Raw genomic sequence first — 23,520 nt, forward strand, 5'->3', positions numbered from 1 at the left:
CCTGTTACTTTCCAGGACAGCGCACGGGGGGTGCATATGACGGTCACAGAAAGTCGCGGGCTGCGGTTCAACGTTCTCGGGTCCCTGGAATGCCTGGCCGACGGGCGTCGGATCAAGCTCGGGGGACCGCTGCAGGACCGCATTCTGACGTCCTTGCTCTTGGAGTCCGGGCGGACGGTGCCCATCGAGCGCCTCATCGAGACGGCTTGGGGAGAAGCCGCACCCGACACCGCCAAGCAGCAGGTCCGCAAAGCAATTGCCGACCTTCGGCGGCGCATCCCCGACGGTCCGGCGCTGATCGTGACGGAGGACGCCGGGTACCGCGTGTCCGTGGAGCCGCTCCAGGTCGACCTGCATCTCTTCTCGCGCCATGTCCAGGTGTCCGCGGCCGAGCGCGCCGCGGGAGAGCTCGGTGCGGCGGCCCGGGAGTTGCGCCGGGCCCTCGCGCTGTGGCGGGGCCCGGTACTGAACGGGACGGGCGGGCCGGTCCTCGACGCGGCGTCCACCGTCCTGGAGGAACGGCGCCTGGCCGCGGTCGAGGAGCTCTTCGCGCTGCGCCTCCAGCTGGGTGAGGACAGCGACATCGTCAGCGAGATACGCGAGTTCGCCGACGCCCACCCACTGCGCGAGGGGCTGCGCGCCCAGCTGATGCTCGCTCTGTACCGTGCCGGCCGGCAGGCTGACGCGCTCCACGAGTACGCCGCCGTACGAGAGTTGCTGGCGGAAGAGCTCGGGATCAGCCCCTGTCCGGACCTGACCGGCCTGTTCGAGAAGATCCTTCGGGCCAGCCCCGACCTGGACACGCCCGCACCGGCGCCCCCGGCCCCGTCCCCGCGCCCGTCCGAGGAGGTGCGACCCGCCGAGAACGCCCCGTGCACCCTGCCGTACGAACTGCCGGACTTCACCGGCCGTCAGCTGGAACTCGGCTACCTGCTCGACCGTGGACAGGCGGGCGACGGGGTGCGGATCGTCGCCGTCGACGGGATGGGCGGCGCCGGCAAGACCACCCTCATCGTGCGTGCGGCGCACCGCTTGGCCGCCTCCTATCCCGACGGTCAGCTCTACATCGACCTGCGCGGCTTCACCCCGGGGGAGCGCCCCATGCCGCCCGAGGAGGCGACGCGGATACTGCTGCGCGCCCTGGGGACACCCGACAACGCCGTCCCCGACGACACCGAGAGCCGTCTCGCGATGTGGCAGGCCGCCACGGCCTCGCGCAGGCTGCTCCTCGTCCTCGACAACGCGGCGGAGGCGGCACAGATACGTCCGCTCCTGCCCGTCACGTCCGAGTGCCTGGTCCTGGTGGCCAGCCGTGGCCGACTGCTCGATCTCGACGGTGCCCACTGGATATCGCTGGGCACTCTGGCGCCTCAGGAAAGCGCGGCGCTGCTCGCCCGCACGCTCGGCGAGGAACGCGTGGCCGCCGACCCCGAAGCCGCGAAGTCACTGGCCACGCTCTGCGGGCATCTGCCTCTCGCGCTGCGTATCGCCACCGCCAGGCTCCACAACCGCCCCCGCTGGACGCTGCAGTACTTCGTCGACCGCCTGCGCGAGGGGGACGCCCTGCTCACGGAGCTCCGCTCCACCGAACGCAGCGTCGCCACCACCATCCAGCTCTCCTACGAGGCCCTGGGCGAGGAGCACCGCCGGGCGTTCATGCTCCTCGGGGTGCACCCCGGGCCGAACTTCGACCCGCACGCGGCCGCGGCTCTCACGGACATGGCGCCCAAGGACGCGGAGCAGATGCTGGAGGACCTGCTCGATTCGCAACTGCTGCAGCAGCACGAGGCAGGGCGGTATTCGTTCCACGACCTCATCCGCAGCTTCGCCCTCAGCCTCTGGGACGATTCCGTGCGGCATGAGAAGGACTCAGCGGTCGGCCGGCTGCTGAACTACTACCTGGGCGCGACCAACGAGGCGTGCCGGATCCTGTTCCCCGGACTGCGTCAGTACGCGTCCGCTCCGGCGGGCAACGCGCCGGGGCTGCCCGCGTTCGGTGACGCACCGACCGCCCGCCGGTGGTACGACCGGGAGAGCAGGGGCCTTCAGGCCACCGTCCGACTGGGACAGAAACACGCCTTTCATCGCCTGGCCAGCTACCTGGCCAGGAACACGGTGCTCCACCTGCACGCGCAGGGAGACATCCGGGATTTCCGGGAGCTGGCGGAGGTCGCGGTGGCCGCGGCCCGCCGGGCGGCGGACACCCAGGCCCTGTGTCTGAGCCTGGCCAATCTGGCTTCGGCTCACCAGATACTCGGAGAGTTCCGGCTGGCGACCGAGGCCGCGGAAGAGGGTCTGCGGGTGGCACGGTCGCAGGGGGACCCCGTCAGCGAAGCGGCCTTCCTGGACCTGCTCGGCTGGGCACACATCGTGCTCGGCAGCCTTTCCGAGGGGTACGACCTCCTCATGCGGGGCATCGCGCTGCACCGCGAGTTCGGAGCCCTGCGGCGGGAATCCATCGCGCTGTGCAATCTCAGCACGCTGCACCTGTGGCAGAGCCGGACCACGGAAGCGATCGCCGCCGCCGAACGGGCCGTCATGCTCTGCCAGGAAGTCGGGGAGCAGGAACACGAAGTAGCCGCCCTCAACGACCTGGTCATAGCGCACCTGGACGGAGGCGACGACGCGTCGGCACAGAAGTACCTCGACCGGGCCCTGGCACTCGGCGAACACTCACCGATGCCCAGGAACCGGGCCATGTCCCTGGCTTTACGAGCCGTTCTCCACCAGCGGCGCGGACAGGGCGACGACGTGATGACGTACATCGAGCAGGCACTCGCGCTGGTCAGCCCGCTGGGTACGGTGACATGGCAGTGCGAGGTCGAGAACATCGCGGGACTGGTCCACCAACGCGGCGGGGACCACGAGAAGGCGCTCGGCCTGCACCGAAGTGCCCATCACAGGGCACTGGGTATCGGATACCGCATGGGTATGGCACAGGGACTGCACGGTATGGCGAAAGCCGAGAAGTCGCTGGGCAGAAATGAAATTGCCCGGGAGCACCTGCGCGACGCTGAGGAGCTTTTCGCTGCAATGAACATCCCCCGGGCCATCTTCGGCTCACCCGGCCGTGCGTCTGTGGGCTGCACCCTTGGGTCATTTTGCTGCAGCACACAGACGCAAGGCGTGGGTCAGTAGCCCGTCCCCCTCATCGGCGGCAGACCCGGCCCCTCATTGGTGGCCAGAATGTGCACGCCCTTACCGACTCCGTCGGTCTCGGAGTGGTGCACCATCACTCCGGTCCCCAGAACGACGGCCATTGCGAGTATGCCGATCAGGCCGGTCAGCTTTCCGCGCATGTTTCCCCCTCGATGTGCAAGATCCCCTCGGATGCCACCGATCTTCATGCAATCACGGCCCGTTTCTGTTCCATTTGGATACCCCTCGCCTCACCCCGGGCAGGGCGTGGGAAGCCGGAGGCGTGAGCAGGGTCGCTTGAGTAAGTCAATCAACTGACTTAAGGTTGCCTCGGTCAATTACGTACCTTCATGTTCGTACGCCGACGGAGGCCCCGCCATGTCCCACGCCCCTGCCCCTGCCGCCGAGGCCGGGGGCGGCTCCCCGCCGAGGTCGAACGCCGTGGTGGCGGTGCTGGCCTTCGCCGGGATCGTCGTCTCGCTGATGCAGACCCTGGTCATCCCGATCGTCCCGGAACTGCCCCGGCTGCTCGACGCCCCGGCGTCGGACACCGCCTGGGCGGTCACGGCCACGCTGCTCGCCGCCGCCGTCGCCACGCCGGTGATGGGGCGGCTCGGCGACATGTACGGCAAGCGGCGGATGCTGCTGGTCAGCGTCGTACTGCTGGTGGGCGGCTCCGTGGTCTGCGCCCTGAGCGACACACTGGTCCCGATGATCGTCGGTCGGGTGCTCCAGGGCCTGGCCTCCGGCGTGATCCCGCTCGGCATCAGCATCATGCGCGACGAACTCCCCGCCGATCGCCTCGGCTCCGCCACCGCCCTGATGAGCGCCTCCCTGGGTATCGGCGGCGCGCTCGGACTGCCCGCCGCCGCGCTGATCGCGGACAGCTTCGACTGGCACATGCTGTTCTGGACGTCGGCCGTTATGGGCGTCGTGGCGTTGGTGTGTGTGGTGCTGTTCGTGCCCGAGTCGCGGGTGCGTACCGGCGGGCGTTTCGACCTGGTGGGCGGCATCGGGATGGCGGCCGGACTGGTCTGCCTGCTCCTCGGCATCTCCAAGGGCGCCGACTGGGGCTGGACCAGCGGTACGACGCTCGGTCTGTTCGTGGCGGCCGTACTCGTCCTGCTCGCCTGGGGCTGGTGGGAGCTGCGCACCGAGCAGCCGCTGGTTGATCTGCGGACGACCGCCCGGCGTCAGGTGCTGGTCACCAACCTGGCCTCGATCGCGGTGGGCTTCGCGATGTTCGCGATGAGCCTCGTCATCCCGCAGCTCCTCCAGCTCCCCGCGCAGAGCGGATACGGCCTCGGCAAGTCGATGCTCGTCGCGGGCCTGTGCATGGCCCCCTCCGGCCTGGTGATGATGGCGACGGCACCGGTGTCGGCCGCGATCTCCCGTGCCAAGGGCCCGAAGGTCACGCTGATGATCGGCGTCCTGATCGTGGCCGTGGGCTACGGCCTCAACATCGTCCTGATGTCCGAGGTCTGGCACTTCGTCCTGGTGGCCTGCATCATCGGCGCCGGTGTCGGGTTCGGCTACGGCTCGATGCCCGCCCTCATCATGAGCGCCGTGCCCGCATCGGAGACGGCCGCCGCGAACAGCCTCAACACGCTGATGCGTTCCCTCGGTACGTCCACCGCGAGTGCCGTCGCGGGCGTGATCCTCGCCCAGATGACGACCGGCCTCGGCGGTTACGCCCTCCCGTCCGAGAACGGCTTCAAGGTGGTCCTGGCGGTGGGTGCCGGGGCGGCGTTGCTGGCGTTCGTGGTGGCGTCGTTCATCCCGAGGCAGCAGGCGGCCGTCGCCGGTGCCCAGCCGGTGACGGAAGTGGCGGCCCAGCCGGCGGGAGCGACGGCGAAGTAGCAGTACGGGACGGCAGCCGGGCCCTGCGGAGTCCCTACAGGTTGCCGAGCGGCTCGATGTCGACCTTCACCGGGGTGCCCCACACGCGCAGCACCTCGTAGTCGGTGAACTCGTGCACGAGCCGGTAGGCCATGGCGGGGCGCGGCCCGCGACGCTGGGCGGCGATGTACAGCTCGGCCTCGCGGCGGTCGCGGCGCGGCGTTCCGCACAGCTGCCACTCCTGACCGTTCCACAGCTCCGGCAGCCAGCGCTGCTGGGGCTGTGGACGGTCGCCCCGCACGCCGTAGCGGGACGGGGCGGTGTGCTCGGGGGAGCGGGGGGCCGCCGGGCCGGTGCCGTTGTACTCGGAGCGGCGGGCCGCCCGGCGGCGGGTCTCGCAGAGCAGACAGAGGTCCGGGGCCGCCGTGTCGACCGGGCCGCCCGGATGCTCCGGGCAGCGGGTGGTCGGGGCGGCCGTGGACACGCTCTCGTCCAGGAGATCGACAGCGCGCCGCAGGTCCGCCTTGACCTCGTGCAGCTTGGCATCCGGGGTGGTGGCAGTGAGGGCCTCGCCGTGCTCGCCGAGGAGGCGGAGGGCGCGGCCCAGGGCGGTCAGCTGGGCGTGGTTCATGGGTGCCAGTGTGGGCGAAGCCCTCGGCTCTTCGCCAACGACCCCGACGTCAGCCCATGCTCTTCGCCCCGTCCAGGGACTCCCTGAGGATGTCGGCGTGCCCGGCGTGCTGGGCGGTCTCCGCGATGATGTGCAGCAGCACCCTGCGGGCTGACATCCGAGCCCCGGGCTCGTTCCAGGGGGCCTTGGGAAGCGGATGGCTGATGTTCAGGTCGGGCAGGGCGACGACCAACTCGTCGGTCTGACGGGCCACTTTTTCGTACGCCGCCAGTACGCCCGCCAGCGTCTCACCGGGCAGCATCCGGAATTCGTCGGCCCGCTTGGCGAAGTCGGCCTCGGTCATGGCGGTGAAGTCGGGCATCGCCGACGGGCCGTGCTGGATGAACTCGGCCCAGTGCCGTTCCACCGACGTGACGTGCTTGATCAGGCCGCCGATGCACAGCTCGCTTGCCGTGGTCCGCTGTCCTGCCTGCTCGTCGGTGAGGTCGCGGGCGGTGAAGCGGAGGAAGTGCCGGTGCTTGGCCAGCGTCTCCAGCAGGTCGCTGCGCTCGGCGGTGGCGGTGTTGTGCGTGGTCTCAGTCATGAGAGTCACGGTAGGAGCCGATTAGGTCAGATTCTGACCGCATTGACGAAGGCGGACCAGGCGGATGCGGTGAATATGAGATTGGGGCCGTGGGGGGTCTTGGAGTCTCGGACGGGGATGAGGGTGGGGAGGTCGTGGGTGACTTCGAGGCAGTCGCCGCCGCTGCCGCCGCTGTAGCTGGACTTGTGCCAGGTCACGCCGTCCAGGTCGTACTCAGGGATGCTCCTCATGGGCGTAATCCTGCGCCATTGCCTCGATCAGGGCCAGGGACTTCTGCGGCGATAGCGCGCAGGCCGTGAGGAGTTCGTAGGTGAATCTATGGTGCTTGACAGTTGCCGGATCGTCGTCGAGCCGTCCGGTGCCGACTCCTTCGAAGTAGACCAACGGTGGGGCGTCCTCGAAGTCCATCAGCTTGATCGAGCCCTCCATCGCGGCGTGTGGTCCCGCGTCGAACGGCAGCACCTGCACGAGGACCCGACTCCTGCGGCTCAAGTGGGCGATGCGATGTAGGGCTTCCGCCATCACCTCGGACCCGCCCGTCACTCGTCGCAGGGCGGCCTCGTCAATCACCACCCACAACAACGGATCTGTTGGATCGTCCAGGAGTCGGGTCCGCTCCATTCGGGCCGCCACGAACTCCTCGATCTTCTCTTCCGGGGCCGTCGGCTGGTACGCACGGCACACAGCCCGTGCGTACGCGGGCGTCTGCAGCAGTCCGGGGATGAGCAGGGGGGCGTACTGCCTGATCGCCGTCGCGTCTGCTTCGGCCTCCGCCGCCTCCGCGAAGTGCTCCGGATACCTGGACTTGGTGGCGGCCCCGCAGTTCCGCGTGAAGAAGCCCTTCGTCTCCAGCACCTCGTCCACCATCACGGCCATGTCGGGCCGCAACCGCCGCGTCCCCGCCTCCAGTTGGCCGATGAACGCGCCGCTCACGAACAGCTTCATGCCCAGGGCGTCCTGACTGAGCCCCTTCTTCTCGCGTGCATGGCGCAACTCCGCGCCCAGCAGCGCGCGTGGCGACGACGACGGATCGAGATCCTTCGGTGCTGGCATGTGCAACTCCCGGTCCACCAGACGAGGTTGTTGGGGCGCCCCGTATGGCCAGGCTAGAGCCGTGACCGACACGCTGTGTTGTGAATCGCAAACTCTGCGTGGAGAGGTGAGGCAAACGTGCGGTCGACCGAGGAAGTCGTGCTGTCCCTGCGGGAGGCTCTCAGGGGCGTGGGTGTCGTCCTGCCGTCCCTGTCTGTGGACCCGGTGACCGGCGCCGGCGAAGAGCCGTTCGCGCTCGTCCAGTTGGGGCGTTGCAATGTGCGGACCGCGGAGCGGCTGGCGGCGGTGCTGCGGGGCGAGCCGGTGGAGCCCGCGCCGACGAAGGAGGAGCTGTTGGCGCGGGTCCGGCAGGTCAACCGTGAGGGGAGACTGCCCCGTTAGGCCGGGTCAGGCGGACTCGGAGGCGCGGCTGAGGCGGTCGTACTGTTCCTGGGTGAGGTGGACGGCGTCCGCGCCGACGTTCTCCTCCAGGTGCGCGATGCTCGTGGTCCCCGGGATGGGGACGATCACGGGCGAGTGGGCGAGGAGCCAGGCGAGGACGACCTGCGTCGGGGTGGCGTCCAGTTCCTTTGCCACCGCGGCGATTTCCGCCCTCGCCCCCGACTGCCCGGCGGCCACCGGCCGCCACGGCAGGAAGGCGATACCCGCCTCCTCGCAGGCCTTGAGTACGGGCTCGTGCTCGCGGTCGAGGAGGTTGTACCGGTTCTGGACACTCGCGATGTCGACGACGGTCCGGGCCTCCGCCAGCTCTGCGGCCGTGACCTCGGACAGGCCGATCCGGCCCACCTTGCCCTCGGCGCGCAGGTCGCGCAGGGCGCCGAGCTGGTCGGGGAGCGGTACGCCGGGGTCGAGCCGGTGGAGCTGGAGCAGCTCGATGCGGTCGAGGCGGAGGCGGCGCAGGGCCTCGTCGACCTGGACGCGCAGGTCGGCGGGCTCGCCCGCGTGCCGCCAGCCCTCGCCCGAGGTGGTCTGGCGGATACCGACCTTGGTGGCGATCACGAGGTCGGCCGGGTAGGGGTGCAGGGCCTCGGCGAGGAGGTCCTCGTTCGCTCCCCAGCCGTACAGGTGCGCCGTGTCGATCAGCGTGACGCCGAGTTCGACGGCACGCCGGGCGACGGCGAGGTGGGCGGCGCGGGCCTCGTCGGTCTCCGGGCGCAGATGCATGGCCCCGAACCCGAGCCGTCGTACTTCCAGATCGCCGCCGATGCGGAACGTCTTCGGAGCCGTCATGTCGCCACGCTAACAGGGGAGTTGATACGGCGAAGGGGTCCGGTCAGCGGCCGCCCGTCCGCCCGCCCGCACCCATCGCTGCCCGCAGATGACCGTTCGCCGCAGCCAGAAGCCCCGTCGCCGTCGGGCCGTCCACGTCCGCCAGGAGGATCAGGATCGCCGTCTTCACCTCGCCGCCGGCCTCGGTCAGGGCCCGTTCGATGTCGGTGTCGTCGGCGCCCGTGGCCAGGGCGACGATGCGGCGGGAGCGGGCTCGCAGCTTGGCGTTGGAGGCGCGGACGTCGACCATCAGGTTTCCGTAGGTCTTGCCCAGGCGGATCATCGTGATCGTCGAGAGCATGTTGAGGACCAGCTTCTGGGCCGTGCCCGCCTTCAGGCGTGTCGAGCCGGTGAGGAGTTCCGGGCCCACGACGATCTCGATGCCGTGCTCGGCGGCCGCCGCCAGGGCGCTGTCCGGGTTGCAGGACAGGCCGATCGTCAACGCGCCCTGCGTGCGGGCGTGTTCGACCGCGCCGATGGCGTACGGCGTGCGCCCGGAGGCGGAGATGCCGACCACCGTGTCGGTGGGGGTGAGCGCGAGGGCGTCGAGGTCGGCGCGGGCCAGGTCCTTGGAGTCCTCGGCGCCCTCGACCGAGACGACCATGGCCTCGGGGCCGCCCGCGATGAGGCCGACGACCTGGGAGGGGGCGGTGTTGAAGGTGGGCGGGCACTCGGAGGCGTCGAGCACGCCGAGGCGCCCGGCGGTGCCTGCGCCCGCGTAGATGAGACGGCCGCCCTGGGCCATCCGGTCCGCGATGGCGTCGATGGCGGCGGCGATCTGGGGGAGGCACTGCGCGACGGCGGTGGGTACGGCCGCGTCCTCGCCGTTCATGAGCCGGGCGATGTCGAGGGTGGGGAGACGGTCGATCTCGGCGAGCTCGGGGCGGAACGCCTCGGTGGTCAGGGTCTCCAACTCGGCGCGGAGATCACGGGGGTTGGATGGAGAGGTCATGGCGGAGGCGGCTCTTTCCAGTTTCCGGTGTGCTGTCCGACCCAAAGGCAACGGGGTGCGGGAGCCGTCGGGCCTGCGGTCTATCTGCGGTGCCGGTGCGCCAGCGCCTCGTAGGACGCGGACAGCGCAGGCGCCGCCGTGTCGTAAGTCCGCTGCGCCACCCCCACGAACAGGCAGTCCACGACGAGAAGCTGACTGGTCCGGGACGACATCGCCGCCGGCCGCAGCTCGCTCTCCCGCGCCGTGGACGTCGTGAGGATGTGATCGGCGTACTGGGTGACGGCCCCGTCCGGACGCCCGGTGATCGCGACGGTCGTCGCCCCGTGCTCGAACGCCACCCGCAGCGGCTCGATGACGTCCCCGGTGGATCCGGAGTGGGTGATGGCGATCGCCACGTCACCCGCGCGCAGCTGCACGGCATTCGTCACGGCGAGGTGCGGATCGCTGTGTGCGTGGGCTATGAGCCCTATCCGCAGCAGCTTCTGGACGAGATCCTGGGCGACCAGCCCGGACGCCCCGACGCCGTACACGTCGATGCGGCGGGCGGCGGCGGCAGCCGACACGGCCGCTCCGAGCTGGGCGGTGTCGAGGCCGGCGGCCGTGTCGGCGAGGGTCTGCTGCTCGTCGTAGGCGAGCTTCGCCACCACGTCCGCGATCGGGTCGTCCACCGCGATGTCGGTCGTTATGGCGGGGGCGCGGCCCGACTGCTGCTGGGCGGCGAGGCCGGCGAGGGCGAGGCGCAGATCGCGGTAGCCGGGGTAGCCGAGGAGACGGGCGGTGCGCACGACGGTGGCCTCGCTGGTGCCGGTGAGTTCGGCCAGGCCGGTGACCGTGAGGGCCGCGCATCCCGCCGGATCGCTCGCGACCGCTTCGGCGACGCGCTGCATGGAGCGGGTCATCGACGGGGCGAGCGTGCGCACCTTGGCCGCGAGGGCGGCGGGCGCCGGGGCCGGACCGGTCGGCCCGGCGCGGCCGAAAGTTTCCTTCACTTCATTGGTCACCTTTGAAAAATATTTCCACCCCGTGCGGTGGTCAAGAGTGCGCACAATAGGACCATGGAACCCATCAGTCCGCTCAGCCCGCTGGAACAGGCGCTGCACACGGCCCGCGCCCTCGTGCTCGCCGACCTGGTCGCGGGCGAGGTCGCCGAGGCGGACGTCGTGTCGCTGGTCGAGGAGTCGGTCGTACAACGGCGTTGGTGGGTGGAGCAGTGGCCGGACGGCGTGGAGTTCGTGGCGGGGCTGGTCGCCCAGGACGTGCAGGACGCGCTGCTGGACCGGTTCGGGCGCTGGCCGCTGTGCCCGGTGTGCGGCGCCGGCGATCCGCATGCGCTGGAGGTCGAGCCGGAGCTGGGGCCCGATCCGCACTGGGTGTGCCACAAGGCGGGTGTGACGGTCGCGGCGGTGGGGTCGCTGGGGGCGGCCGGTGCGGGCGGAGCGCAGTCCTCGGGAGAGAGCGCGTGACGCCGTGACGATCTACATCGACCCGCCGACCTGGCCGGGGCACGGGCGGATGTGGTCGCATCTCGTGAGCGACCTGTCGTACGACGAACTGCACGCGTTCGCCGACGGTTTGGGCGTACCGCGGCGGGCCTTCGAGCGGGACCACTACGACGTGCCGTCCCACCGCTATGCCGATGCGGTGCGGGCCGGTGCCGTGGAGGTCAGCAGCCGTGAGGTGGTCCGGCTGTTGCAGGGGGCGGGGCTGCGCAGGCCGAAGGGGCGGGAGGCGGGCTGACGCCCCCCTGACCGCCCCCTGGGCCGGCGGGATGGGTCCCGGCTACGCGAACTGGCCCGGCTGGTAGTCGCCGGCGGGCTGCTGGATGAGGACGTTCATCCGGTTGTAGGCGTTGATGAGGCCGATCAGGAACACCAGGGAGGCGAGCTGCTCCTCGTCGTAGTGCTTGGCGGCGTTGGCCCACACCTCGTCCGAGACCCCGCCGGCCGCGTCCGCGATGCGCGTGCCCTCCTCCGCCAGCTCGAGGGCGGCGCGCTCGGCCTCGGTGAAGCAGGTGGCCTCGCGCCAGGCCGCGACCATGTTGAGGCGCAGCCAGTCCTCGCCCGCGGCGACGGCGTCCTTGCTGTGCATGTCGGTGCAGAAGCCGCAGCCGTTGATCTGGCTGGCGCGGAGCGTCACCAGGTGCTGGGTGGTGAGCGGCAGTGTCGAGTCGTGCACCACCTTGCTCGCCGAGGTGATGTGCTTGATGATCTTGCCGGCGCTGGGGATTCCGAAGATGTTCAGTCGGGCGCTCATGGCCAACTCCCTTGCCGTTCGTCGGTGGTTACACAGCTATGACGGACCGGCTCGGAGCGATGTGACATGAGTGGGTGTGACCTGGGTCACGGCCGAGGATTCGGGGTCAGGGGTTCGGCGTGGAGTGCGGTGTGGAGTGCTCGGCCCGGCGCATGGGGTACCAGGACTCCCCGGCCGGCCGGGGCGGGTCCGACAGGTTCCAGCTCCAGGACAGCGTCGGCGTGATGCGCAGGTAGTGGCCGGGCCCCACCATGCCGACCCGCTCCACCGGACCGTCCGCGACGCCGTACACCCGGATGCCGCGGGCGACGAACGGCTCGACGGAGACCATGTCGTCCACGACGAAGGCCACCTTGTCGCGGCCGCGGACGACATTGCGGAACTTGCGGGTGCCGAGGACCTCCGCGCCGGGGCCACCCACCCAGAAGTGGGTGCCGTCGAACTCCAGGGCCACCGGCACCACGTCGGGCTGCTCGTCCGCGCAGAGGCTGGCGAGACGGGCCAGCGGGTTCGCGGTGAGATAGGCGATCTCCTCGGCGGTGAACGACATGGCGGCTCCCTGCGACGGTGCGGGTCGGCTCCGCTCCAGGCTAGGCCGCCGTGGCGTGCCCGCGGCGGACGTAGAGCCGCAGGGAGGCGTCCATGTCGTGCTGCTCCCGTGCAGCCCGCTCCTCCTCGACGGTCGTGCGTACGTATCCGGCGCGGGAGACGACGCGCTGTGACGGGACGTTGTCGTCGTGGATCGCCGCGAAGAGGAGGCGTACGTCGTCCCGGGCCAGGGCCCACTCCGACAGTGCGCTCAGCGCCTCACTCGCGTAGCCGCGTCCGCGGACACCCTCCACGAGGTCGTAGCCGACCTCTGCCACGCCCTCCTCGTCGGGGGTGCCGTGAAAGCCGATGCCGCCGACCGCGAGGCCGTCCTGGCGCCGTACGAGGACGAACAGACCGAACTCGGGGCGGTGCACCCCCTCCTCGTACGCCTTCGACATCATCCCGGCGGCTTCCCGCGTCCCCTCGAAGGGGCCGCCCACGACCCACGTGAATCCGCCGTCGCCGCCCGAGCTCAGGTCGGCGGCGGCCGCGGGCGTGACGCCCTGGAGGGTGAGGCGGTCGGTGGGCAGGACGAGGTTGTTGCGCCAGCGCCACTCGGTGACCGGCGCGCGGCCGGGCAGGTCGCCACGGCCGGTGGCCCAGAGCAGGGTGCGCCAGGCGTCGGGGCCGGGGCGGACGTGCGGAAAGATCGTCGTGAGGACGAACCCGGGCAGCTCGGCGGGCGGTTCGTACGCCACCCCGAGTCCCTCGGCGATGTCGTGCGTGTGCAGCAGCACTTCGGCGACGCCCATCGCGGCGAAGCCCTCGCGGTTCGCGCTGCGGAAGGGGTACGGGTGGAAGGCGCGGACCTCGCGGGGAGCGGTGCGGACGGCTGCGGTGAGGAGGGCGCCGGTCGTCTCGATGACGTGGATCAGCCCTTCGCTGCCGGTGCCCTCGTCGAGGGTGATCTCGAAGGGGACGTAGGCGTCCCGGGCGCGGCCGGCCAGGTTGGCGGCGTAGGCGATGAGGTCCTCGGCGATGTGGAACGCCGTCTTGTGGCAACTCCACTCCAGCCGCCCGGCCTTCGGCCCGCCCCAGTCCCGGTCCGTCACCGTCCGCAGCAGCGCCGCGCAGCTCGCCACGGCTTCCTGTACGCGTTCCCCGCCCATGTCTCGCATGCCGTGCAGGGTACGGCGGCGGGACTCGTCAGAGCGACAGCATTTCCAGCTCGGCGGCGAGGTTGTAGCGGGCGGTGGCCTCCCACTTCTCATGTCCGTACGGCGTGCTGAACAGGCTTGGCAGGTCGAGGAGTTGGCGCAGGATCGCGGCGCGGCCCTCGCGGAAGGCGTCGTTCGGGACGAAGTGGTACTCCTCGCGGACCGCGGCCGTGTACGCGGCGTACGCGGAGGGCGGCGCCGCGAGGATCGCGAGGTCGGCGTCGCACAGGACCTGGCCGTCGGGGTCGTCCGGCGCCGGGGCGTGGGTGACGGTGAGCCGGACCAGGCGGGCCACCTCGGCGGTCCGCTCCGCGGGGACACCGGCTTCCACGAGGGCGCGTTCTGCGAGGCGGGCCGAGCGCTCCTCGTTCTCCGAGCGGTCGGGGAGGTACACCGCGTCGTGGAACCAGGCGGCGAGCCGCACGACGTCCGGGTCACGGGCGTGCCCCGCCAGCTCGTCGATGCGGTCCAGGACCGCGGTGAGGTGGGTGAGCGTGTGGTAGCGCCGCTGCGGTTCCTGCCAGCGGGTGAGGAGGCTCTCGGCGTAGGGGGTGGGGTCGGGGGTGGTGGCGGGGGAGCGGGTTGCGTTCAGGGCTTGGGTGAAGCGGGTGCGGAGGGTGTTGAGGGCGGCGGGGGTGTGGAGGTCGGCCATGGGGCCATTGTTCCGGGGGTGGCGGGTTTCGGGGGGTCGGGGGTGGTGGCGGTTTGTGTTCGGGGTGCGGGTGGGTGGGGGCTGGTCGCGCAGTTCCCCGCGCCCCTGAGGGGGCTGCAGGTGCCGTAGCTGTGGGCAGGACTGGCCCTGAGGGGTGGGCATCCTCTGGGTGCTGGGTGCTGGGTGCTGGGTGCTGGGTGCTGGGTGCTGGGTGCTGGGTGCTGGGCGCTGGGTGCTGGGCGCTGGGCGCGGGCGGGAGGTTCTGGCCCTGTCGCGGCGCGGGAGCCCTAGCGTGGGGGCATGACTTCTGCTGACGGGTACGACGTACGGGATCCCGAGTTGCCGGGGCGGCTGTTGGTCGTCGAGCGGGATGCGTTGGTTCCGCTGTTGCGGGCGAGGTCGGATGCCGACTTCGCGGTGGCGACCGTTGCGTGTCCGGGGTGGTCGGTGCGGGATGTGCTGGCGCACTGCTCGGCCGCGTTGATGCGGGTGGTGGAGAACCGGTTCGAGGAGGGTGTGTTCTCGCCCGAGTCCAACGACCGGGACATCGCCGAGCGAGCCGACTGGACCAACGCTCAGGTCGTCGACGAGCTGGAACGCGGCATGACCGAGGCGGGGCCCGTGATCGCCAAGGCGGGCGGGGCCCTGGACGGCATCGCGCTGGGGGAGTGGGTGCACGCCGGTGACGTGCGGGACGTGCTCGGGGAGCCGGGCGCGTATGCCGGGGCCGGGCTGCCGCTCGCGCTGCGACTGCTGGTCCGGCTGTCCCGGGAGCGGCACGGCATCCCGCTCCATGCCGACCTGGACGACGTCGATGAGGCCCTGCGCCTGGGCGACCCGACGGCTCCGAGTCCCCCGGCTCGGTACATCGGGGACGCCGCCACCCTCGTACGGCTGTATGCGGGGCGGCCGGTGGCGGGGGCGTCGTACGAGCTGGCGGGGGCGGAGGCGGAGGAGCTGAACATCTTCGGGTGACCCTGCGCGTCCTCGGGCGAGCCTCCACCCCGTACCCTTGGATTGGACTAGACCTGTAGCCGTCGTCACTGCCGAGGAATGGGGTCCCATGAGCAAGCGTGCAGTCCTGGAGGTGATCGCCCTCGGCGTCGAGGACGCGGTCGCCGCCCAGGCCGGGGGTGCGGACCGGCTCGAACTGGTCACCGACATGGCCGCCGACGGGCTCACCCCGCCGGTCGAGACCTTCGCCGGGATCCGAGCCGCCGTCGACATCGACCTGCGCGTGATGCTGAGGCTGGCGGACGGGTTCGCGGCGGGGGACGTGGGGCGGCTCGTGCGGGTGGCTCGGGAGCTGCGGCGCGCCGGGGCGGACGAGTTCGTGCTCGGGTTCCTCGACGCCGACGGCGGGGTGGACCTCGAGGCCGTCGAGCGGGTGGTGAGTGAGCTGGACGGGTGCCGGTGGACGTTCCACCGGGCCATCGACCGGGCCGCCGACCGGGACGCCCTGCGCAAGCAGCTGGACGGCATGCCGGGCCTGGACACCTACCTCACGGCCGGCTCAGCGACCGGAGTCGACGACGGCCTCGCCGTCCTGCTCACCGAGGCGGCGAAGGCCGGGGAGCCCGGCTACGAGCAGCGGATCCTGGTGGGGGGCGGGCTGCGACTCGACCACGTACCGACCCTGCTGACCGTCGGCATCGACGCCTTCCACATCGGCGGCGCGGCCCGTCCGGACGGCTGGGAGGGGCCGGTGTCGGTGGCGGCGGTGGCTGAGTGGCGGGCCGTCCTGGACGGTGTTGCGTAGGCGGGCCGACGGGGCGCTAGGGCGGGGGGTGGATCGCGCGGCTCGCCCCCCCTCAGGGCCAGCCCTGCCCGCAGCTACGGCACCCGCACCGCCCCGGGGGCGCGGGGAACTGCGCGACCAGCCGCTACCCACCCGCACCCCGAACACAAACCGCCACCACCCCGAGCCTCCCGCGCCCCGCCCCGGCGCCCCCGGGCTTCCCGGTCGACCGTCCTGCAACCCCTCTCAGGGGCGCGGGGAACTGCGCGACCAGCCCCCACCCACCCGCACCCCGAACACAAACCGCCACCACCCCGAGCCTCCCGCGCCCCGCCCCGGCGCCCCCCGGGCTTCCCGGTCGGCGGTCCTGCAACCCCCTCTCAGGGCGCGGGGAACTGCGCGACCAGCCCCCACCCACCCGCACCCCGAACACAGACCGTCACCACGCCCGACCCCCCGGCCAACCCCCGGAGGGACCCGTCACTCCAACTGCCCCGGCAGCGACCCCCCATGCACCACCACCAACCCCGACACCGCCCGCGTCAGCGCGACATACAACCGGCGCAACCCCGTCCGCTCATCCGGCTCCCCGTCCACCACCGCCTGCGGCTCGTCCAGTACGACATAGTCGTACTCCAGACCCTTCGCGAGAGACGCCGGCACCAGCGTCAACCGGGTCTGCTCGGTCGTCTCCTCGCCGGGAGCCAGATACCTGATCCCCGCAGCCGCGAGCCCCTCCGCCAGCACCGGAACCCGCGCATCCGCGGCGATCAGGCCGATCGACCCCTCCCGGCGCAGCAACTCCGCGCACGCGGCGATGACTTCAGCCGCCTCCGACACCTTACGGACCTCGAAGAACCCCGGGTTCTCACGGATCGACGCCACCGGCGTCAGGCCGGGCGCGATGTGGGGAAGGAGGCGGGAGGCGTAGGCGATGACGTCCGTCGGGACGCGGAATCCGGCCGTCAGCTCCTCGATCACCCCCTCCGACTTGCCGAGGTGAGCCAACGCCTCGTCCCAGCTCCGCGTCGCCCAAGGGGTCGTGCCCTGCGCCAGATCCCCCAGCACCGTCGCCGAACCGGTCGTGCAACGCCGGCCCACCGCCCGGTACTGCATCGGCGAGAGATCCTGCGCCTCGTCGAGCACGACATGGCCGAGGGACGGCGTACGCGCCACGATGTCGTTCGCCTCGTCGATCAGCACCGCATCCGCCGCGGACCACCTGGCGGCCTTCACCGACCGCGCCGGCTTCTCCCACAGGATCGTCTTCTGCTCGTCCGCGTCGAGGACCCCGGCCGCGTGCTCGGCCAGGAAGTCCGCGTCGGCGAGCAGCCGCAACACCAGCTTCGCCGGATCGACCGGCGGCCAGATCGCCTTGACCGCGGCCTTCACCGCGCTGTTGCGGGCCACCGCGTCCTGCACCCGGTCGTCCGGTGCCTCCCCCGACCGCTCCATCTGCACCAGCACGGCGTGCGCGATGCGCTGCGGGAGGGCCTCGCGGGCAGCGCCGTAGCGGATGTCGCGGGCGAGCAACTCACGCACGGTCTCTTCGAGTTCGTACGCCGGGACCCGCCACCGCCGTGATCCGCGTACCACGACCACCGGCTCAGTCGGCATGGTCACGTGCGAGTACACCGCGCGCCGCAGCACCTCCGCCATCCTCGCGTCGCCCTTGATGACCGCGGCCGCCGCGTCGTCCGTGCCGCGCACCTCGACGTGCGCGACCAGGTCGTCCACCGTCGCCTGCCGGACACTCAACTCGCCGAGCGCCGGGAGGACTTGCTCGATGTAGTGCAGGAAGGAGCTGTTCGGTCCGATGACGAGGGTGCCGGTGCGGGCGAGGCGCTCGCGGTGGGCGTAGAGCAGATAGGCCACCCGGTGCAGGCCCACCGCCGTCTTCCCCGTGCCCGGACCGCCCTGCACACACACCGTGCCGCCGAGCCCCGACCGTACGATCTCGTCCTGCTCCGGCTGGATGGTCGCCACGATGTCCCGCATCGGGCCGACGCGCGGGCGCTCGATCTCCTGCTGGAGCAGCTTGCTGGTGCGGGCCGCCTCGGTCGGGTCGGAGAGGTGCTCGTCCTCGTACGCCGTGAGGTCACCGCCCGTGTAACCGAAGCGGCGGCGCAGCGCGATGTCCATCGGGTCCTTCTTGGACGCCCGGTAGAACGGCTGGGACACCGGCGCCCGCCAGTCGATGACCATCGGGTCGCCTTCGGCGTCGTGCACGTGCCGGCGCCCGATGTAGAAGCGCTCGCCCGCCGCGCCCTCGGCCTCCTCGGCGCCGGGGGCGTGCAGGTAGTCGAGCCGGCCGAAGAACAGCGGGGTGTCGCTGAGGTCGGCCAGGGCCTTGATGCGCTCGTCGATCTGGCGGGCGAGCACTTCGGCGTTGACCCAGTTCGCGGTGACATCGCGGATGTCGAGGGACTCGACGTCCTCGCGCATGGCACGCAGGGCGGCACGGGACACGGCCAGGTGGGAGCGCTCTCGCGAGAGCGGGGCGAGGGGATCGTCGGCGGGCGTGGACAAGGGGGTGCCTCCGGAGGGACCTACACGTAGGTGATCGAGAGAGCCGACCGGTTTCCGTCCGGACGGCGGCACTCCGCGGGGGAGGCGGGCAAGAGCGGAGATTTTAGGCGAAGGGGGAAGCCAATCGCCAACGAATATTCCGCCCCGCCAGACCCGCCGGCCCCGCTCGCCCCGCCAGACCCGCCGGCCCCGCTCGCCCCGCCAGACCCGCCCGCCCCGCTCGCCCGGCCCGCCCGACCCGCCGCCCCGGCCCGCCCGACCCGCCGCCCCGGCCCGCCCGACCCGCCGCCCCGGCCCGCCCCGCCCCGGCCCGCCCCGCCCGACCCGCCCCGGCCCGCCCCGCCGCCCCGGCCCGCCCGACCCGACCCAGACCGACCCGCCCGACCCCGCCCGACCCCGCCCGACCGCCCCACCCCGCCCGACCCCTAGGGGACGCCGCCTCCTCCCCAGGGGGACGGCATCCGCCCGGAGGTGTACGGCGGCAGTACGCCGCTTCGGTCCGCAGGCCGATGCGGTCTTTATGTCCGCGAATCCATCATGGAGACATGAGCGCAGCAACCATCCATCCAGCACCCGTGGGCCCCCGCGGAGCCACAGCGCTCAAGGGGCACCACCGTCATCGCCTCGGTGAAGCCCTGCGTGCCGTCAAGGTGTTCGCAGGCGCGGCCTTCGACGTGATCGTCCTCGGTGAGTACGGCGAGGAGGCGGGCGTCCGCCGCAAGTGACGCCTAGGGTCACTGAGTGACCCGCCGATCACATTCCGCAACTCCCTACTGCCTTCTGGCGGTTTCCCTACTCGCTTTCACGGCACTCTGCACCCACCAGCCCCTCCCGATGGCCGACGCGCTGGTCTACCGGGCGGAAGGCGAAGCCGTCCTCCGCGGGGAGGATCTCTACGGCTTCACCGTCACGCAGTGGCAGCTCCCCGCCACCTACCCGCCCTTCGCGGCACTCCTCTTCGTCCCGGCGGCGCTGATCCCCCTCGCCACCCTCAAGGCGGTCTTCCTGGCGGGCAACGCGCTCATGCTCGCCGTACTCGTCCACCTCTCCGCCCGGCTGGCAGGCGGCCTTGCCAAGCTCCGCCCGCCCGCCCTGTGCGCCGCCACCGCGGTGGCCCTCTGGCTGGAGCCGGTCCTCCAGACGCTGCTCTTCGGCCAGATCAACCTCGCTCTGGTCTGCCTGGTGCTGTGGGACCTCACGCCACCGACGGGCGCCCGCTGGAAGGGCGCGGCGGTCGGCATCGCCGCCGGGATCAAGCTGACTCCGGCGATCTTCATCGCGTATCTGCTGCTGCGCGGGCGGCGCCGGGAGGCGGGCACGGCTGCGGCGGCCCTCGCGGGGACGGTCGCGCTCGGCGCCCTCGCCCTGCCGCGTGCGAGCCTCGACTACTGGACCCGCCGCCTCTACGAGACGGACCGCGTGGGCAAGGTCTGGATCGTCGACAACCAGTCCCTGCAGGGGATGGTCGCCCGCGCCCTGGGCGACCCGGCGCCGGGCCTCGCCTGGGCTCTCCCGGCCGCCGCGGTCACGGTCACCGGCCTGTGGCTGGCGGCGCGGGCCGCCGAGGAGAGCCGCGCGATCCTCCTCACGGCCTTCACCGCCCTGCTCGTCTCGCCGATCAGCTGGTCCCACCACTGGGTGTGGTGCGTCCCGCTGACCGCCGTACTCATGGCGGAGGGCCGCTCCCGCCTCGCGGCGGCAACGGCCCTCCTCTTCACGACCCGCACGATGTGGCTGCTCCCGCACGAGGGCGCGCGCGACCTCCAACTGCCTTGGTGGCAGCAGCCGTTGGCATCGCCGTACGCGCTCTACGGGGTGCTCGGCATCGCCCTCCTGGCCTGCTACCCCTCGGCCAGGATCTCGTCCGCGTCGACGATCCGGTACGCGTACCCCTGTTCCGCCAGGAAGCGCTGGCGGTGGGCGGCGAAGTCCTGGTCGATGGTGTCGCGGGCGACGACCGAGTAGAAGTGGGCCTGGTGACCGTCGGCCTTCGGGCGCAGGACCCGGCCGAGGCGCTGGGCCTCCTCCTGGCGGGAGCCGAAGGTGCCCGAGACCTGGATGGCGACCGTGGCCTCCGGCAGGTCGATGGAGAAGTTCGCGACCTTGGAGACGACGAGGACGCTGATCTCGCCCTCCCGGAAGGCGTCGAAGAGCTTCTCGCGCTGCGCGTTGGAGGTCTCGCCCTTGATGACCGGGGCGTTCAGATGCTCGCCCAGCTCGTCGAGCTGGTCGATGTACTGCCCGATGACGAGGATCTGCTGCCCGGCGAACCGGCGGACGATGGCCTCGGTGACCTTCCGCTTGGTGTCGGTCGTCGCGCAGAAGCGGTACTTCTCCTCCTGCTCGGCGGTGGCGTACGCGAGCCGCTCGGCGTCGGTGAGGTTGACCCGGACCTCGACGCAGTCGGCGGGCGCGATGTACCCCTGCGCCTCGATCTCCTTCCACGGAGCGTCGAACCGCTTCGGCCCGATGAGGGAGAAGACGTCCGACTCGCGGCCGTCCTCCCGGACCAGGGTCGCGGTCAGGCCCAGGCGGCGGCGGGCCTGGAGGTCCGCGGTGAACTTGAAGACGGGCGCGGGCAGCAGGTGCACCTCGTCGTAGAGGATCAGGCCCCAGTCCCGGGAGTCGAAGAGCTCCAGGTGCGGATAGACACCCTTCCGCTTCGTCGTCAGCACCTGGTACGTGGCGATGGTGACCGGGCGGATCTCCTTCTTCGTACCGCTGTACTCGCCGATCTCCTCCTCGGTGAGCGACGTGCGCTTCACCAGCTCGTGCTTCCACTGCCGGGCCGAGACGGTGTTGGTGACGAGGATGAGGGTCGTCGACTTCGCCTGGGCCATGGAGCCGGCGCCCACGAGGGTCTTCCCGGCGCCGCACGGCAGCACCACGACCCCGCTGCCGCCGTGCCAGAAGTTCTCCACGGCCTGCTTCTGGTAGGGCCTGAGCGCCCACCCGTCCTCGTGCAGCTCGATCGGGTGCGCCTCGCCGTCGACGTAACCGGCGAGGTCCTCGGCCGGCCAGCCCAGCTTCAGCAGCGTCTGCTTGATCTGGCCGCGCTCGGAGGGGTGCACGGCGACGGTGTCCGGGTCGATGCGGGCGCCGACGAGCGGTGCGACCCGCTTCGAGCGCAGCACCTCCTCCAGGACCGGACGGTCGGTGGTGGTCAGGACGAGGCCGTGCGTGGGGTGCTTGGAGAGCGTCAGGCGGCCGTAGCGGTCCATCGTGTCGGCGATGTCGACGAGCAGCGCGTGCGGCACGGGGTAGCGGCTGTACGTGACCAGGGCGTCCACGACCTGCTCGGCGTCGTGCCCGGCCGCGCGGGCGTTCCACAGGCCGAGCGGCGTCACCCGGTAGGTGTGGATGTGCTCGGGTGCCCGCTCCAGCTCCGCGAACACGGCGATCGCCCGACGGCAGTCATCGGCCCGCTCGTGATCGACTTCCAGGAGCAGGGTCTTGTCCGACTGGACGATCAGTGGTCCGTTCACGTGCGTATGTCCTTCCGCTCGGCCACCCGACCAAACGTCCAGTGTGCCTGATCGATTCCTGATCGATTCCGGAGTCCTACAGGATGTCTTTTCATTCCTGTGAGTGGCGTGGTTTCACCTGTACGGCGGTGCTTGCGAAGAATGCCGACCGTGCAGCCCATCTCGCGTGATCCGTCCCCCACGACCACCACCCTCGGGTACGCCCTGTTCGCCACCCGCTGGCTGCAGGCCCCCCTCTACTTCGGCCTCGTGGCCGCCCAGGGGGTGTACGTCTACAAGTTCTTCAACGAGCTGTGGGCCTTAATCCTCCGCTGTGTGACCGGGCAGGCGACCGAGAACTACGTCATGCTCGCCGTGCTGAAGCTCGTCGACGTCGTCATGATCGCCAACCTGCTGATCATGGTGATCGTCGGCGGTTACGAGACGTTCGTCTCCCGCATCGGCCTCCAGGGCCACCGCGACCAGCCGGAATGGCTCTCGCACGTCAACTCCAACGTGCTGAAGGTCAAGCTCGCCACCGCCATCGTAGGTATCTCCTCGGTCCATCTGCTCCAGATGTTCGTGGATGTCCACCACACCTCACGGCACGCACTGCTGTGGGGCACGGTGATCCACATGGCGTTCATCGCCTCGGCGGCGATCCTGGCGTACATGTCGGGGCCGATGGCCGCGCAGAGTGAGCGGGCCGCCGCTCAGCACGCGCACGAGGCGCACGTCCCCGAGGAACCCGCCGCGAAGGTATTCGTCCCGGCGCAGGCCGCGGCCCGTGACGACGAGCCGAGCGCGGAGGAGCGGGTGCGCGCCGCCGGTTTCCCCGCGCGCAAGCTGCTGGAGGAGTTCGACTCCGAGCACCCGAGCTCCTTCGACCGCGAGACCGTGGCCCGGCTCGGCAAGCTGGACTTCGTCGCCGCCCGCCGCAACGTGGTCTTCGTCGGGCCGCCCGGCACCGGCAAGACGCATCTGGCCGTCGGCCTCGGCGTACGGGCCTGCCAGGCCGGGCACTCGGTGCGGTTCGCGACCGCCGCGCAGTGGGCCGCCCGGCTGGCCGGCGCACGGGACGCCGGACGGCTCGCCGAGGAGCTGACCGCGCTCGACGAGCACGCCGTGCTGATCGTCGACGAGGTCGGCTACACCCCCTTCGAGGCGGGGACGGCGCCGCTGTTCTTCCAGTTGGTCGCGCACCGCTACGAGCGGGCCTCGCTGATCGTGACCAGCGACCGCCCGCTCGGCCGCTGGGACGAGATCTTCGGCGGCCCTTCCGCGCTCGCGATGGTGGACCGGCTGGCCCACCACGCCGAGCTCGTACGCATCGACGGCGACAGCTACCGGATGCGGCGCGCTACTTCAGCGTGGGCAGAGTGATGTTGTTGACCAGCGGTCCTTCGATGGTGAGCCCCTCGCTGACGAGCGGTTCGGCGCCGGCGGCGGGGAGCGGCAGCGGCAGCGCGGACGGGTTCGCGGCGGCCTCGGGCGCGAGCGCGGCGACGAGCGCGACGGCGGAGAGCAGGGCGCCTGCGGAGGCGGCGACTGCGGAACGGGTGGGGCGCTTGGGAGGCATGAGGACTTCGGGGCCTTTCTGAGCCGATGGAGGAGCGGGCCGGGCCCAGGGGACTGGGACCGGCCCGGGGGGCGGGACGCGTCAGAGGGTCA

General features: G+C 71.3%; 24 protein-coding genes and 1 pseudogene. 10 read left to right on the forward strand and 15 right to left on the reverse strand.

Going from position 1 to position 23,520, the window contains the following annotated elements:
- The first annotated feature begins 36 nt into the window (after positions 1–36).
- Entirely contained in the window at positions 37–3,138 is a 3,102-nt protein-coding gene (locus ACFY5C_RS16485) for a BTAD domain-containing putative transcriptional regulator (protein WP_389444875.1), read from the forward strand.
- Here the strand turns inward: ACFY5C_RS16485 and ACFY5C_RS16490 are convergent.
- Positions 3,132–3,299: a hypothetical protein gene (locus tag ACFY5C_RS16490; RefSeq protein ID WP_389444877.1), complete on the reverse strand. Its 168-nt coding sequence runs from the start codon at positions 3,297–3,299 to the stop codon at positions 3,132–3,134. The two genes, ACFY5C_RS16485 and ACFY5C_RS16490, sit on opposite strands and share 7 nt — an antisense overlap.
- 217 nt (positions 3,300–3,516) lie before the next feature.
- Between ACFY5C_RS16490 and ACFY5C_RS16495 the strand changes: the two genes are divergently transcribed.
- Positions 3,517–4,998 (forward strand): MFS transporter, encoded by a 1,482-nt coding sequence (locus ACFY5C_RS16495; protein WP_389444878.1) that lies wholly within the window; start codon positions 3,517–3,519, stop codon positions 4,996–4,998.
- A gap of 34 nt (positions 4,999–5,032) precedes the next feature.
- Here ACFY5C_RS16495 and ACFY5C_RS16500 read toward each other — a convergent pair whose 3' ends face one another.
- From ACFY5C_RS16500 to ACFY5C_RS16515, 4 genes are read right to left on the reverse strand one after another with little or no spacing between them, the layout of a single operon-like run.
- Positions 5,033–5,608: a hypothetical protein gene (locus ACFY5C_RS16500; protein ID WP_389444880.1), complete on the reverse strand. Its 576-nt coding sequence runs from the start codon at positions 5,606–5,608 to the stop codon at positions 5,033–5,035.
- 49 nt (positions 5,609–5,657) lie between these two features.
- Positions 5,658–6,191: a DinB family protein gene (locus ACFY5C_RS16505; RefSeq protein ID WP_389444882.1), complete on the reverse strand. Its 534-nt coding sequence runs from the start codon at positions 6,189–6,191 to the stop codon at positions 5,658–5,660.
- Between the two features lie 26 nt (positions 6,192–6,217).
- Entirely contained in the window at positions 6,218–6,421 is a 204-nt protein-coding gene (locus ACFY5C_RS16510) for a DUF397 domain-containing protein (protein WP_389444883.1), read from the reverse strand.
- A complete protein-coding gene (locus ACFY5C_RS16515; RefSeq protein ID WP_389444885.1) occupies positions 6,405–7,244 on the reverse strand; it encodes a Scr1 family TA system antitoxin-like transcriptional regulator in 840 nt (279 codons plus the stop codon). Before ACFY5C_RS16515 ends, ACFY5C_RS16510 begins: the two co-directional genes overlap by 17 nt.
- Positions 7,245–7,361: 117 nt before the next feature.
- Here ACFY5C_RS16515 and ACFY5C_RS16520 point away from each other — a divergent pair, with 117 nt between their 5' ends.
- The gene (locus tag ACFY5C_RS16520; protein ID WP_389444886.1) at positions 7,362–7,625 is read left to right on the forward strand and encodes a hypothetical protein; all 264 of its coding nucleotides are present in this window, start codon (positions 7,362–7,364) and stop codon (positions 7,623–7,625) included.
- A gap of 6 nt (positions 7,626–7,631) precedes the next feature.
- Here ACFY5C_RS16520 and ACFY5C_RS16525 read toward each other — a convergent pair whose 3' ends face one another.
- From ACFY5C_RS16525 to ACFY5C_RS16535, 3 genes are all read right to left on the reverse strand, one after another.
- Entirely contained in the window at positions 7,632–8,474 is an 843-nt protein-coding gene (locus ACFY5C_RS16525) for an aldo/keto reductase (protein WP_389444888.1), read from the reverse strand.
- A 43-nt stretch (positions 8,475–8,517) separates the two neighbouring features.
- Complete coding sequence (gene murQ, locus ACFY5C_RS16530) at positions 8,518–9,465, reverse strand: N-acetylmuramic acid 6-phosphate etherase (RefSeq protein WP_389444889.1); 948 nt, start codon at positions 9,463–9,465, stop codon at positions 8,518–8,520.
- Positions 9,466–9,545: 80 nt separating this feature from the next.
- Complete coding sequence (locus ACFY5C_RS16535; RefSeq protein WP_389444891.1) at positions 9,546–10,466, reverse strand: MurR/RpiR family transcriptional regulator; 921 nt, start codon at positions 10,464–10,466, stop codon at positions 9,546–9,548.
- Positions 10,467–10,529: 63 nt separating this feature from the next.
- On the opposite strand from ACFY5C_RS16535, the gene ACFY5C_RS16540 reads away from it, so the two are divergent.
- Positions 10,530–10,928: a hypothetical protein gene (locus ACFY5C_RS16540; RefSeq protein ID WP_389445445.1), complete on the forward strand. Its 399-nt coding sequence runs from the start codon at positions 10,530–10,532 to the stop codon at positions 10,926–10,928.
- A gap of 4 nt (positions 10,929–10,932) precedes the next feature.
- A complete protein-coding gene (locus ACFY5C_RS16545; protein WP_328426892.1) occupies positions 10,933–11,202 on the forward strand; it encodes a DUF4031 domain-containing protein in 270 nt (89 codons plus the stop codon).
- A gap of 42 nt (positions 11,203–11,244) precedes the next feature.
- Here the strand turns inward: ACFY5C_RS16545 and ACFY5C_RS16550 are convergent, their stop codons facing one another.
- The 4 genes from ACFY5C_RS16550 to ACFY5C_RS16565 form a co-directional block, all read right to left on the reverse strand.
- On the reverse strand, positions 11,245–11,718 hold the full coding sequence (locus tag ACFY5C_RS16550) for a carboxymuconolactone decarboxylase family protein (protein WP_389444892.1): 474 nt from the start codon (positions 11,716–11,718) through the stop codon (positions 11,245–11,247).
- A 106-nt stretch (positions 11,719–11,824) separates the two neighbouring features.
- Entirely contained in the window at positions 11,825–12,268 is a 444-nt protein-coding gene (locus tag ACFY5C_RS16555) for a PPOX class F420-dependent oxidoreductase (protein WP_389444894.1), read from the reverse strand.
- A 40-nt stretch (positions 12,269–12,308) separates the two neighbouring features.
- Complete coding sequence (locus ACFY5C_RS16560; protein ID WP_389444895.1) at positions 12,309–13,427, reverse strand: GNAT family N-acetyltransferase; 1,119 nt, start codon at positions 13,425–13,427, stop codon at positions 12,309–12,311.
- A gap of 28 nt (positions 13,428–13,455) precedes the next feature.
- Entirely contained in the window at positions 13,456–14,118 is a 663-nt protein-coding gene (locus ACFY5C_RS16565) for a hypothetical protein (RefSeq protein ID WP_389444896.1), read from the reverse strand.
- A gap of 300 nt (positions 14,119–14,418) precedes the next feature.
- Between ACFY5C_RS16565 and ACFY5C_RS16570 the strand changes: the two genes are divergently transcribed.
- Complete coding sequence (locus ACFY5C_RS16570) at positions 14,419–15,093, forward strand: maleylpyruvate isomerase family mycothiol-dependent enzyme (RefSeq protein ID WP_389444898.1); 675 nt, start codon at positions 14,419–14,421, stop codon at positions 15,091–15,093.
- Positions 15,094–15,181: 88 nt separating this feature from the next.
- The gene (locus tag ACFY5C_RS16575; RefSeq protein ID WP_389444900.1) at positions 15,182–15,877 is read left to right on the forward strand and encodes a copper homeostasis protein CutC; all 696 of its coding nucleotides are present in this window, start codon (positions 15,182–15,184) and stop codon (positions 15,875–15,877) included.
- Positions 15,878–16,336: 459 nt separating this feature from the next.
- On the opposite strand, the gene ACFY5C_RS16580 is transcribed toward ACFY5C_RS16575, so the two are convergent.
- Entirely contained in the window at positions 16,337–18,385 is a 2,049-nt protein-coding gene (locus ACFY5C_RS16580) for a HelD family protein (protein ID WP_389444901.1), read from the reverse strand.
- Between the two features lie 545 nt (positions 18,386–18,930).
- Between ACFY5C_RS16580 and ACFY5C_RS16585 the strand changes: the two genes are divergently transcribed.
- A complete protein-coding gene (locus ACFY5C_RS16585) occupies positions 18,931–19,110 on the forward strand; it encodes a hypothetical protein (protein WP_389444903.1) in 180 nt (59 codons plus the stop codon).
- Between the two features lie 109 nt (positions 19,111–19,219).
- Positions 19,220–20,224: pseudogene (locus tag ACFY5C_RS16590) on the forward strand (glycosyltransferase 87 family protein); the annotation flags it as partial.
- Between the two features lie 2 nt (positions 20,225–20,226).
- Here ACFY5C_RS16590 and ACFY5C_RS16595 read toward each other — a convergent pair.
- Positions 20,227–21,870 carry a DNA repair helicase XPB gene (locus tag ACFY5C_RS16595; protein ID WP_389444904.1) on the reverse strand — a complete coding sequence of 548 codons (1,644 nt, stop codon included), beginning with the start codon at positions 21,868–21,870 and terminating at the stop codon, positions 20,227–20,229.
- 141 nt (positions 21,871–22,011) lie between these two features.
- Here ACFY5C_RS16595 and istB point away from each other — a divergent pair, with 141 nt between their 5' ends.
- Positions 22,012–23,232, forward strand: coding sequence for an IS21-like element helper ATPase IstB (gene istB, locus ACFY5C_RS16600; RefSeq protein WP_389444906.1), 1,221 nt, complete (start codon positions 22,012–22,014; stop codon positions 23,230–23,232).
- On the opposite strand, the gene ACFY5C_RS16605 is transcribed toward istB, so the two are convergent.
- Positions 23,210–23,428 (reverse strand): hypothetical protein, encoded by a 219-nt coding sequence (locus ACFY5C_RS16605; RefSeq protein ID WP_389444908.1) that lies wholly within the window; start codon positions 23,426–23,428, stop codon positions 23,210–23,212. The genes istB and ACFY5C_RS16605 overlap by 23 nt on opposite strands.
- Between the last annotated feature and the right edge of the window lie 92 nt (positions 23,429–23,520).

This window comes from Streptomyces sp. NPDC012935, assembly GCF_042900345.1.
GTDB lineage: Bacteria > Actinomycetota > Actinomycetes > Streptomycetales > Streptomycetaceae > Streptomyces.